Annotated in this window: 10 protein-coding genes and 1 other RNA gene; 4 read left to right on the forward strand and 7 right to left on the reverse strand. The window is 47.0% G+C overall.

Annotation, left to right across the window (positions count from 1 at the left end):
- Positions 1–40 precede the first annotated feature (40 nt).
- From cmk to gyrA, 7 genes are read right to left on the reverse strand one after another with little or no spacing between them, the layout of a single operon-like run.
- Positions 41–703 (reverse strand): (d)CMP kinase, encoded by a 663-nt coding sequence (cmk, locus tag ICE90_RS09915; protein ID WP_216192299.1) that lies wholly within the window; start codon positions 701–703, stop codon positions 41–43.
- Positions 700–2046, reverse strand: coding sequence for a 3-phosphoshikimate 1-carboxyvinyltransferase (gene aroA, locus ICE90_RS09920; protein WP_216192301.1), 1347 nt, complete (start codon positions 2044–2046; stop codon positions 700–702). Before aroA ends, cmk begins: the two co-directional genes overlap by 4 nt.
- On the reverse strand, positions 2046–2927 hold the full coding sequence (locus tag ICE90_RS09925) for a prephenate dehydrogenase/arogenate dehydrogenase family protein (protein WP_216192303.1): 882 nt from the start codon (positions 2925–2927) through the stop codon (positions 2046–2048). The genes aroA and ICE90_RS09925 overlap by 1 nt, the downstream gene beginning before the upstream one ends.
- Complete coding sequence (hisC, locus tag ICE90_RS09930; RefSeq protein ID WP_216192305.1) at positions 2927–4045, reverse strand: histidinol-phosphate transaminase; 1119 nt, start codon at positions 4043–4045, stop codon at positions 2927–2929. Before hisC ends, ICE90_RS09925 begins: the two co-directional genes overlap by 1 nt.
- A 55-nt stretch (positions 4046–4100) precedes the next feature.
- Positions 4101–5180: a prephenate dehydratase gene (gene pheA / locus ICE90_RS09935; RefSeq protein ID WP_216192307.1), complete on the reverse strand. Its 1080-nt coding sequence runs from the start codon at positions 5178–5180 to the stop codon at positions 4101–4103.
- Positions 5180–6277: a 3-phosphoserine/phosphohydroxythreonine transaminase gene (gene serC / locus ICE90_RS09940; RefSeq protein ID WP_216192309.1), complete on the reverse strand. Its 1098-nt coding sequence runs from the start codon at positions 6275–6277 to the stop codon at positions 5180–5182. The genes pheA and serC overlap by 1 nt, the downstream gene beginning before the upstream one ends.
- 25 nt (positions 6278–6302) lie before the next feature.
- Entirely contained in the window at positions 6303–9017 is a 2715-nt protein-coding gene (gene gyrA, locus ICE90_RS09945) for a DNA gyrase subunit A (protein WP_216192311.1), read from the reverse strand.
- Positions 9018–9176: 159 nt separating this feature from the next.
- Between gyrA and ompA the strand changes: the two genes are divergently transcribed.
- From ompA to ssrA, 4 genes are all read left to right on the forward strand, one after another.
- Positions 9177–9743, forward strand: coding sequence for an outer membrane protein OmpA (gene ompA / locus ICE90_RS09950; protein WP_215320577.1), 567 nt, complete (start codon positions 9177–9179; stop codon positions 9741–9743).
- Between the two features lie 96 nt (positions 9744–9839).
- A complete protein-coding gene (ubiG, locus tag ICE90_RS09955) occupies positions 9840–10529 on the forward strand; it encodes a bifunctional 2-polyprenyl-6-hydroxyphenol methylase/3-demethylubiquinol 3-O-methyltransferase UbiG (protein WP_215320579.1) in 690 nt (229 codons plus the stop codon).
- A gap of 8 nt (positions 10530–10537) precedes the next feature.
- The gene (locus ICE90_RS09960; protein WP_216192313.1) at positions 10538–11218 is read left to right on the forward strand and encodes an HAD family hydrolase; all 681 of its coding nucleotides are present in this window, start codon (positions 10538–10540) and stop codon (positions 11216–11218) included.
- A 60-nt stretch (positions 11219–11278) separates the two neighbouring features.
- Positions 11279–11637: a transfer-messenger RNA gene (gene ssrA, locus ICE90_RS09965) on the forward strand.
- Positions 11638–11674 lie beyond the last annotated feature (37 nt).

The raw sequence follows: 11674 nt of genomic DNA on the forward strand, positions 1-11674 counted from the left end.
AAGACACCAAAACTACTGCTTACAGCCAACTACATACGAACTAGGCGATTGTTGATTGATACCAATCCAAAACCGTCTTAACTGCTTGATCTATAGATAAATCTGATGTTTCAAGCACTTTCGCACCATCTGCAACTAACAAGGGTGCGGTACCTCGACTACTATCTCTGGCATCGCGCTCCTGCAAATCTTGCAGCAAGTCCTCAAGTTTAGCAGAAATTCCCTTAGCTATCAATTGCTTATAGCGACGTTCGGCTCTGGCAGCTGCCGTTGCAGTCAAGAAAACCTTCAAAACAGCGTCTGGGAATATGACACTTGCCATATCCCTGCCATCGGCTACCAGCCCAGGAGATTGGCGAAAACCGCGCTGCAGGCCCACTAAAGCAGATCTCACCTCAGGGTGGACGGCTAAAGCGGAGGCCCTTAATCCTATATTTTCAGTGCGAATAGCATCTGTGACATCCTCGCCATTCAGAAAAATCTGCCCATTTTTGAATGAAATCAATAATTTAGGGACTAAAAGTCCAAGTTCTGAGCCATTTTTAACGTCAATTCTCTGTTTTTCGCTGGCTAAAGCCACTAAGCGGTAGAGCGCCCCGCTATCCAAATAATGAAAGCCCAGCTTTTCTGCAACGAGCGAGGCAACCGTACCTTTACCAGAGGCGGTAGGTCCGTCAATTGCGATGACTGGTGAAGGACTCATAAATAGGATTTGGTTTGGCTAACTACTTTCGCAAATTCTGCGAAATAGGTCGGGAATGTTTTCGCAACGCAATTCGGATCATTGATCTTGAGTGCATTTGGACCAAATGCAGCGAGCGAGAAACACATTGCCATGCGATGGTCATCATAAGTATCAATGCCTTCGCTTGGTGATTTCCAGTTGCTTTGTGAAGTGGGAGCTTGAACCACGATGTAATCCGCACCCTCTTCAACGATTGCACCAACCTTCTTTAATTCTTTTGCCATTGCGGCAATACGATCTGTTTCTTTAACGCGCCAGCTAGCAATATTATTTAAACGCGTTGAGCCTTCTGCAAACAATGCAGCCACAGCCAAGGTCATCGCTGCATCCGGAATTTCAGTGCAATCAATCGTGATGCCGTTGAGTTTGCCATTGGCATTTTTCACGCCAGACACTTCAATCCAATCTTCGCCTGCATTAATTTTTGCACCCATCAGCGCAAGCGCATCGGCAAATGCCACATCGCCTTGAATACTATCTTTGCCAACCCCTAATACCTTAACTGGGCCACCACCTATGGCGCCTAGAGCCAAAAAGTAGGAGGCAGAAGAAGCATCACCCTCTACGGATAACTGACCTGGACTTTTGTAAACCACATCAGAATGTTTTGCAGGAATAATGAATGACTGCTTATCAGGACAAGCAACCGTTACGCCAAAGCGCGCCATCAACTTCAAAGTGATATCGATGTACGGACGAGAAATCAATTCGCCAATCACTTCAATACGCACAGGCTCATTTGCCACCAATGGCAAAGCCATGAGTAAAGCTGTTAAGAACTGACTTGATACATCACCGCGCACCTTAACAACATCTTTAATCTGAATATCTGCCGCCAAGATTTTGATTGGCGGATAGCCTGCTTGTAATTCATAGTCGATCTTTGCGCCCACTTGACGTAGACCATCGACCAAATCCCAAATAGGTCTTTCGTGCATGCGAGCAACACCAGATAGACGGTAGTTGCCGCCTTGCATTGCTAAAGCGGCAGTTAACGGACGCATCGCAGTACCGGCATTACCCATAAAGAGGTCTGCGTCCTGTACTGGAAACTTGCCACCACAACCCTCAACGACGCATACCTTGTCATCTTTATCTGTTACAGATAAGCCGAGCTGACGCAAGGCACTGCGCATCACCTGAGTGTCATCCGCATCTAATAAATTTTTGAGGGTAGTTGTGCCGGTGGATAAGGCTGCTAATAACAAGGCGCGGTTAGAAATACTTTTCGAGCCTGGCAACACAATCGAGCCTTGCGCTAGCTGAAATGGCCCAATACTAATATCTGGTAAACCGCTCATTAAAGGACGTCCAAGTCTTGACGTGCTTTGCTCGCCTTGTTGAATAATTTTTCCAAACCTGCGCCATCACCTTCAGCAACGAGTTTGCGCATGTGGTTGACGATCAATAGATATTGATCTAATTCCTTTAGGATGGCGGTGCGATTACCCAAGCAAATATCGCGCCACATCTCTGGGCTGGATGAAGCAATGCGTGTGAAATCTTTAAAACCAGCACCAACATGGCTCAACTTTTGCTCAGCATCTTCTGAGTTCACCACGCTAGCCATTAAGGCATATGACAGTAGATGTGGGAGATGAGAAACAGCAGCGTAAATCGCATCGTGCTGCACGACACCAATCTTTTTCACCTCAGAACCAACAGATTCCCAAAAGCCAGCGATCAAGGCGGTATCTTCAGGTGAGTTTTCCTGCAAAGGACAAATAATGGCTTGCTTGCCTTGAAATAAATCCGCTTTAGCAGCCGCAGCGCCATGCTGTGCACCTCCTGCAATCGGATGTGCTGGCACAAATTGACAAGCCTTCTTGCCCAATACTTCTTTAGCAGCCAGGATGACGTCACCCTTAGTGCTACCAGCATCAGTAATCATGGTGCGAGGCTCAAGATGCGGCTCCATCTCCTCAAAGGCAGCGCGCATTTGAGCTACCGGTACGCAAAGCACAATCACATCAGATTGTTTTGCTGCCTCAACCAAATCCACCACACCATCAATCGCACCCATCTTTTGCGCTTGCTCTAAATTTTCTTTACTGCGACCAACGCCTAAAACCTGAGTTACTACGCCAGCCCGCTTTAGCGCTAAACCCAAAGAGGCGCCAATCAAACCAACTCCAACGATGGTGACGGTACCGTAATTGCTTGCTGGATTAATGATGGTCATTAGGAAAGTATTTGTTTTAAAGCATCAATGAATGCTGCATTTTCTTCTGGCAAACCAATCGAGATGCGTAACCACTGTGGCAAACCATAGTTACCCACTGGACGAACGATGATGCCGCGCTTAAGTAATTCCAAATTAATACGAGTACCAGCTTGGTCATCATCACCCACTTTGACAAGAACAAAGTTGCCTGCAGAGGGCAGATAGCGTAAACCTAGTTCATCGAAAGCTTTGGTGAGCTGGGTATAACCAGCGCGATTGAGCTCAAAACCTTGCTGCAAAAATTCTTTGTCCTGAAAGGCTGCAATAGCAGCAGCCTGAGCCAAACTATTTACATTAAACGGCTGACGAATTCGATTCAGAAGATCAGTTAAGTGGGGTTGTGCAACGCCATAACCAATGCGCAGACCGGCCAAGCCATAAGCCTTGGAGAAGCTGCGCGACAAAATCATATTAGGGAAGCGCTTTACCCAAGCAATTGCATCGTAGCGTTGCTCAGGCGTGAGGTACTCGTTATAGGCTTCATCAAGTACAACAACTACATTAGACGGAACTGCAACTAAAAAGTCTTCAATCTCTTTAGCCGTCAAATAGCTACCAGTAGGATTATTGGGGTTAGCCACAAACACCAACTTCGCCTTGTCGCCAGATGCTTTGATTGCCGCCAACATGGCTGGTAGGTCGTGGCCATAAATATCAGTAGCAGCCACTTCAATTGCCTTGGCGCCAACAGCCTGGGTAGCCAAAGGATAAACAGCAAAAGCGTGCCTTGAGAAGATCACCTCATCGCCTGCTTGTGCTACTGCACGTGCAGCCAATTCTAAAATATCGTTACTGCCATTACCCAAGGTGATCCAATCAGTTGGCACACCCAATCGATCAGCCAAAACATTCTTCAATTCAAAACCATTGGAATCTGGGTAGCGACCTAAATCACTCGCAGCCTTAAGCATGGCATCTTGGGCAGACTTAGGCATGCCCAATGGATTTTCATTAGAAGCCAGCTTCACAATTTTGCTTTCATCCAAACCATACTCGCGCGCAACTTCACTAATAGGTCGCCCACCAACATAAGGGGCAATTGCGTGAATATGTTTTAAGCCAATCTTGGGTGTCATGCGAGCTTTACTAATTTATTTACTAATGTCGTAGTTATTTACAGTTAATCTTGGATTAAGTAGAGTGAGGATAAGAGCCAAGGTTCTTATAGAACGCTGCAACCCCTTTTAACTCTTCAAGCGCCTTCACTACTTTCGCATCATCTGCATGGCCAGCTATATCAATATAGAAGTGATACTCCCAAGTACCTTTGCGTGCAGGACGAGATTCGAAGCGATTCATAGAGACGCCATGCTTTGCCAAAGGCGCCAATAAACGATGGACGGCACCAGGCTGGTTATCAACAGAGAGCACTAAAGAGGTCTGATCTTTACCGGTTGGCTGGCAGGCGTAGTTACCGACCACAACAAAACGGGTACGATTGTGTGGATCATCCTGAATCTCTGCAGCCACTGCTTGCAAGCCATAAGCTTCTTGAGCAGGATCGCCAGCAATTGCAGCCAGAGTAGGATCACTTGCCGCCATGCGAGCAGCCTCCGCATTACTACTCACTGCTTGACGCTTTAATTGTGGAGCATGCACACTTAACCATTGCTGGCACTGAGCCAATGCTTGAGCATGAGCGCAAACGGTCGTTACACCATCAAGCTTGCCACTCTTAGTCAATAAGTGATGACGAATTGGCAATACGACTTCGCCGCTAATACGCATAGAAGAGTCAAGCAATAAATCCAACGTGCGAGAAATCGCACCTTCACTAGAGTTCTCAACAGGCACTACGCCAAATTGTGCCGCGCCCTTTTCTACCGCTTTAAAAACTTCATCCAAACTAGCGCAAGGTAAGCCAGCGATGGAATGACCAAAATAGGTTTGTGCTGCTTGCTCAGAAAATGTTCCTACTGGACCAAGGTAAGCAATGGTTTGGCGAGCTTCCAAAGCTCTACATGCAGACATCACTTCGCGCCAGATAGCAGCAATACCATCTGAAAGTAATGGGCCATTATTAATCTCTTGAAGGCGTGCTACAACTTGGCGCTCACGCTCAGGACGAAATACTGGTGATGCGAAGCCGCCTTTAACATGGCCTACTTCTTGCGCAGCTTGTGCACGCTGGGTGAGTAAATCCAAGATCTGCGCATCGAGCGTGTCAATTTTTTCCCGCAAGGGCGCTAAGCGCTGTTCTTCAGTACTCATTAAGCCCGCCTTTCAAAGTCGCGCATAAATTCAACTAAGGCTTTTACACCCTCAATTGGCATTGCGTTATAGATGCTGGCACGCATACCGCCTGCAGCTTTATGGCCACGCAAGGCAACCAAGCCAGCTGCGTTTGATTGCGCCAAAAACTCTGCATTCTGGTTCTCATCTTTTAAGAAGAAAGTCACGTTCATGCGTGAGCGATATTCTTTGGTGACACGATTCTCATACAAGCTACTTTGATCTAAGAAGTTATAGAGTAAATCCGCTTTTTCTTGATTGCGCTTTTCAATGGCCTTCACTCCGCCTTGCTTAAGCAGCCACTTAAAGCCTAGGCCAGCCATATAGATCGAAAATGTCGGCGGCGTATTGATCATCGACTGTGTACTGGCCTGCACAGCCCAATCCCAAATCGTGGGAGTAATGCCCATGCTATGACCAATTAAATCCTTACGCACAATCACAATCGTCACGCCAGAAGGGCCGATATTCTTTTGCGCACCACCAAACCAAACGGCGCACTTGCTTACATCCATCTCTTTAGAAAGGATATTGCTAGAGATATCCGCAACTAGTGGAACATCACCAACATCCGGCACGTCTGGGAACTCAACACCACCAATCGTTTCATTGGCACAGTAGAGAACATAAGCAGCATCACCAGATAACTTCCAAGTTGATCTTGCCGGAATGGTATTGAATTTTTCTGCGGCTGAAGAGGCGGCTAAATTTGCAGCGCCATACTTCTGCGCTTCTTTATAGGATTTGTCTGACCACACGCCAGTAACGATGTAATCCGCCCTCGGTCCGTTCTTGGCCAAAGGCATCAGGTTCATGGGGATGGCTGCATTTTGTCCAAGACCACCGCCTTGTAAGAGCAAAATTTCATAATTATCAGGAATATTCATGAGGGTGCGCAAATCTTGCACCACCTCTTCATACACTTCCATGAACTCTTTACTGCGGTGACTGATCTCCATCACGCTCGTACCGAGCCCACGCCAATTGAGCATTTCATCGGCAGCCTGCTTCAGCACCTCTTCAGGCAAAGTAGCGGGCCCCGCAGCGAAATTGAAAATGCGGCGGTCAAAAGTCATGATGTGTCTAGTCTAAAGGTGACGCTTAAGCGTCACCTACCGTATCGTCATTAGAGTCGGTATCTGGATCAGCGGATACATCACCTTCTTCTGCGCCATCAGCATCAACCTCTTCGTCCGAATCGCTCTCAGCAATACGCTGTAAGCCTGATAAGCGAGTGCCTTCATCAACGTTGATCAAGGTAACGCCTTGAGTGGCCCGTCCCATTTCGCGGATTTCAGAAACACGGGTACGTACCAAGATGCCGCCAGTAGTGATCAACATAATTTGATCTTCTGGAGATACCAAGGCAGCAGCAACCACCTTACCGTTACGCTCTGAAGTCTGAATGGCAATCATGCCCTTCGTACCGCGACCATGACGCGTATATTCAGCGATTGGCGTACGCTTACCGTAACCATTCTCTGTAGCCGTCAATACGCTACTTGGAATTGCAATGCCGTTTGCATCCACCACAGCCTCTTCAACGCCTTCTGCAGCTTCTGCGGGAGCAACCAACATAGCGATCACTTGATGACCTTCGCCTAAGTTCATGCCACGCACACCGCGTGCGGTACGACCCATTGGGCGAACATCATTCTCATCAAAGCGCACTGCTTTACCGGCGTCAGAGAACAACATGACGTCGTGCTGACCATCAGTAATCGCCGCACCAACTAAGAAGTCGTTTTCATTCAAGTCAACCGCAATAATGCCGGCCTTACGTGGATTTGAGAAATCCGACAAGCGAGTCTTCTTCACAGTGCCCAGGCTAGTAGCCATAAAGACGTAATGATCATCTTGATAGCCCTTAATTGGCAGAATCACAGTGATCTTCTCGCCTTCAATTAACGGGAACATATTGACGATTGGCTTGCCACGAGAGGTGCGACTACCTTGCGGCACTTCCCAAACTTTGAGCCAATACATCCGACCGCGATCGGAGAAGCACAAAATAATGTCATGGGTGTTCGCAACGAAAAGTGTATCAATCCAATCTTCATTCTTAGTGGCTGCAGCTTGCTTGCCGCGACCACCACGTTTTTGTGCGCGGTATTCACTCAGTGGCTGACTCTTCATGTAACCAGTATTTGAAAGCGTCACCACCATGTCTTGCGGTGTAATCAAATCTTCTGTGAAGAGTTCAGTGGCATTCATCTCAATGAATGAGCGACGACCTGTGTCGCCACCAGCAATACCAAACTCCGCTTGAACTTCTTTCAACTCGGATTCGATCACTTGAGTGACACGCTCTGGCTTTGCTAACAAATCAAGTAAGTCAGAAATCTCTGACATCACTTCTTTGTATTCGTTAACAATCTTGTCTTGCTCAAGACCAGTCAAGCGTTGCAAGCGCATCTGCAAAATTTCTTGCGCCTGACTATCAGAGAGACGATATAAGCCAGTAGTTTGCATACCATACTCAGGCAACAATCCTTCTGGGCGATAGGCGTTACGGCCGCCTGGCGTATCTGTCTCAGCACGTGCCAACATCTCACGCACCATCGATGAATCCCAAGCTTTGCCCATCAATTCTTGCTTAGCAATCACAGGGTTCGCAGCAGCTTTAATAAGCGCAATGAACTCATCGATGTTTGCCAATGCAACAGCCAAACCTTCTAAGACATGGCCACGATCACGTGCTTTACGCAATTCAAAAATCGTACGACGTGTCACTACTTCACGACGATGCTGCAAGAAGTACTCAAGCATCTGCTTCAAGTTCAACAAGCGTGGTTGGTTATCTACCAATGCCACCATGTTCATACCGAAGTTATCTTGGAGCTGTGTACTCTTATATAAATTATTAAGAACAACTTCAGGCACTTCACCGCGCTTCAATTCGATAACAACGCGCATACCGGATTTATCTGATTCATCACGTAAATCAGAAATACCTTCTACTTTTTTCTCATTCACTAACTCAGCGATGCGCTCGAGCAAGTTCTTTTTATTTACCTGGTACGGCAACTCATCAACAATGATGGCTTGACGCGCGCCCTTATCCAAATCTTCAAAGTGAGTCTTAGCGCGCATAACCACACGGCCGCGGCCAGTGCGATAACCCTCGCGAACCCCTTGAACGCCATAAATGATGCCGGCGGTTGGGAAATCCGGGGCTGGGATGATCTCAATGAGCTCATCAATTGTGCATTCAGGGTTGTGCAGCACGTGCAAACAGGCTGTAACCACCTCATCGAGGTTATGAGGGGGGATATTGGTCGCCATACCTACAGCAATGCCAGAACTGCCATTTATGAGCAAATTAGGCACTTTGGCAGGCAGAATCAAGGGTTCTTTCTCGCTACCGTCGTAATTCGGCCCAAAATCGACAGTTTCCTTGTCCAAATCGGCCAAAAGCTCATGAGCTATCTTGCGCAGGCGGATCTCGGTATAGCGCATTGCAGCAGCGTTATCGCCATCTACGGAGCCAAAGTTACCCTGCCCATCAACCAGCATATAGCGCAGAGAGAAGTCCTGGGCCATCCGAACGATCGTGTCATACACCGCAGAATCACCGTGCGGATGGTATTTACCGATTACATCGCCAACTATGCGGGCAGATTTTTTGTAAGCTCGGTTCCAATCGTTGTTTAATTCATACATTGCGAATAAGACCCGGCGGTGAACCGGCTTGAGGCCGTCACGCACGTCTGGCAGGGCTCTGCCGACGATGACGCTCATTGCGTAGTCCAAATAGGACCGCCGCATTTCGTCTTCGAGGGATATTGGTAGTGTTTCTTTAGCGGCTTGTTCCATCTAGAAATAATATCATTTTGATGACAGGTAGGCCCTATGCTAAGATTCTGTCAGTTTGTACGAAATTGAGATGTGTCGCTTTGCAGTTTTTGCATCAAGGTAGGGCGAATTACATTTAAGTTTGACTTTAATTAAAAAAGAGATTTTTGAGGACTAAAAATGAACAAAACCCTAAGAGTGTTGCTCGCTTCTGTTATTACTGTTTCTGCTACTGCAGCGATGGCTTCTGATAACTGGCAAAACGGCGATGGCGCCCTAAACTGGAAAAACGGCGATGGCACATTGTGCTGGCGCGATAACAACTGGACACCTGCTACTGCAGCTAAAGGTTGTGACGGTGCGTTGACTGCTGCTGCTGCTGGCGTTAGCCAAAGCAAAATCACTTTGCAAGCTGACACACTTTATGACTTCAATAAGTCTGATTTGAAACCAGAAGGTAAAGCTACATTGGACAAGATCGCTGCTGACTTGAAGAAAATTAAGTTAGAAGTAATCATCGCTGTAGGTAACACTGACAGCGTTGGTACAGATGCATACAACATGGCCCTCGGTCAGCGTCGTGCTCAGTCAGTTAAGACTTACCTGACAAGCAAAGGTGTTGACGGTAGCCGTATCTACACAGAATCAAAAGGCAAGAGCAATCCAGTTGCATCAAATGCAACTGCTGAAGGCCGCGCTAAGAACCGCCGTACTGACATCGAAGTTGTTGGTACAGCAGCTAAGTAATTCACTTTACTTGTAAAAAAGCCCGCTTCTAGCGGGCTTTTTTATTTCCGCTATATTCATAAACTTCTCCTATAGCCTTACAGATAAGCAATTCATATGAACGTCGACCAGTCAGAAATCGCCAAATTTAGCGCTCTAGCCCATCGTTGGTGGGACCCTAATAGTGAATTCAAACCCCTGCATGCCATCAACCCACTGCGCTTGAACTGGATTAAGTCCTTTGTTAGCCTGGAAGGCAAGAAGGTTGTTGATATTGGTTGCGGCGGCGGCATCTTGGCGGAATCCATTTCTCAATCAGGCGCAGACACAACCGGTATTGATTTATCAGAAAAAGCACTTAAGGTTGCTGAATTGCACGCATTAGAAGTGGGCGCAAACCTCACCTATCGCTCTATCTCGGCCGAAGCGTTGGCTGATGAGCAGCCCGAACAATACGATGTAGTGACTTGCATGGAGATGCTTGAACATGTACCGGACCCAGCTTCAGTGGTGCGCGCTTGCGCCAAACTTTGTAAGCCTGGTGGCACGTTATTTTTTAGCACCCTCAACCGCAGCCCTAAGTCCTACTTATTTGCCATTATTGGCGCTGAATACATTCTGAAATTACTACCCAGAGGTACTCACGAATACGCTAAATTCATCAAACCCTCTGAACTCGTTGCTTTTACACGTCATGCAGGCTTAGAAATGCTCGGCATGAAGGGTATGAGCTACAACCCACTCACTCAGGTCTATAGCCTGAATGATGATGTCGATGTGAACTATATGATTGCCGTTCGTAAATAATTCAATACATGAGAAATCTTTTAAGCCCATACGCCGGAATCTTTTTTGATTTAGATGGCACGTTAGCTGATACCGCACCTGATTTAGTAGCGGCAACCAATCAATTGCTGGTTGCACGTAATCTTAAGCCTAAGCCTTATGAATTTCTGCGCCCCTATGCATCGGCTGGTGCTCGCGGATTACTCGAAGGCGCCTTTGGCATTAGCCCCGATCATGCGGATTTCACTCTATTGCGCGATGAATTTTTCAGTAATTATGAAAAAGCATTGCTGGTAGAGAGTAAATTATTCGATGACATGAGCCATTTACTCGATCAAATGGATCAAGCCAAGCTCCCCTGGGGCATTGTTACAAATAAAAGTGAGCGTTTCACCAACCCTCTTACTGAATTAATGGGTTTGCGCCAACGAGCTATTTCCACCGTTTCTGGCGATACAACACCGTATTCAAAACCCCATCCTGAACCTATCTTGCACGCCGCTAGAATAGCTAAAGTAGATCCTACAAAATCGCTTTATGTGGGCGATGACATTAGAGATGTTCTAGCAGGCAAAGCGGCAGGAATGAAGACTGTCGCAGCCGCATATGGCTACTGTGGCTGTAAAGAGCCTCCAGAGGCTTGGGGAGCCGATTACATCGTCAATAAGCCTCTCGAGCTACTGCAAATCATCTTTCCCAATAGGGAATAAAAGATATTCAACAATTTAAAGCTGGCGGCTTTAAAATAGAGCTTCCTAAGCATGCAATCTGGGACCGACATGGTTTCGACGTGGGTTACAAAGCATCAAGGGCATACCGAGGACCCGTTATCTCGTAAATCAATGGGAATGTTTTAACTGCAAACGACGAACGTTTCGCACTAGCCGCTTAATTGCGGTTGCCCCTGAACTGATTCTCTCTTGGGTCAGCTAGCGCAAGCTAGATCAGGGTCATTTACAAGAGATAAGATCATTTCATGTCACGGGGAATGATTCGAAAACTTAGTGAATCGTCAGCGTGGAACGTGTCAATCCGTGCCTAGCTGGCTAAATTAAATGATATGACTAAGTATGTAGAACTTGTTGTGGAGGATTTGCGGACGCGGGTTCGATTCCCGCCGGTTCCACCATTTTGAAGTAACAGTCAAACGCCACCCATCGAGGTGG

This window comes from Polynucleobacter sp. AP-RePozz3-80-G7, assembly GCF_018882145.1.
GTDB lineage: Bacteria > Pseudomonadota > Gammaproteobacteria > Burkholderiales > Burkholderiaceae > Polynucleobacter.

What these genes read in the sequence shown, in the direction of transcription:
- cmk (WP_216192299.1), bottom strand. Translation starts at nt 703, where the DNA reads ATGAGTCCTTCACCAGTCATCGCAATTGACGGACCTACCGCCTCTGGT.
- aroA (WP_216192301.1), bottom strand. Translation starts at nt 2,046, where the DNA reads ATGAGCGGTTTACCAGATATTAGTATTGGGCCATTTCAGCTAGCGCAA.
- ICE90_RS09925 (WP_216192303.1), bottom strand. Translation starts at nt 2,927, where the DNA reads ATGACCATCATTAATCCAGCAAGCAATTACGGTACCGTCACCATCGTT.
- hisC (WP_216192305.1), bottom strand. Translation starts at nt 4,045, where the DNA reads ATGACACCCAAGATTGGCTTAAAACATATTCACGCAATTGCCCCTTAT.
- pheA (WP_216192307.1), bottom strand. Translation starts at nt 5,180, where the DNA reads ATGAGTACTGAAGAACAGCGCTTAGCGCCCTTGCGGGAAAAAATTGAC.
- serC (WP_216192309.1), bottom strand. Translation starts at nt 6,277, where the DNA reads ATGACTTTTGACCGCCGCATTTTCAATTTCGCTGCGGGGCCCGCTACT.
- gyrA (WP_216192311.1), bottom strand. Translation starts at nt 9,017, where the DNA reads ATGGAACAAGCCGCTAAAGAAACACTACCAATATCCCTCGAAGACGAA.
- ompA (WP_215320577.1), top strand. Translation starts at nt 9,177, where the DNA reads ATGAACAAAACCCTAAGAGTGTTGCTCGCTTCTGTTATTACTGTTTCT.
- ubiG (WP_215320579.1), top strand. Translation starts at nt 9,840, where the DNA reads ATGAACGTCGACCAGTCAGAAATCGCCAAATTTAGCGCTCTAGCCCAT.
- ICE90_RS09960 (WP_216192313.1), top strand. Translation starts at nt 10,538, where the DNA reads ATGAGAAATCTTTTAAGCCCATACGCCGGAATCTTTTTTGATTTAGAT.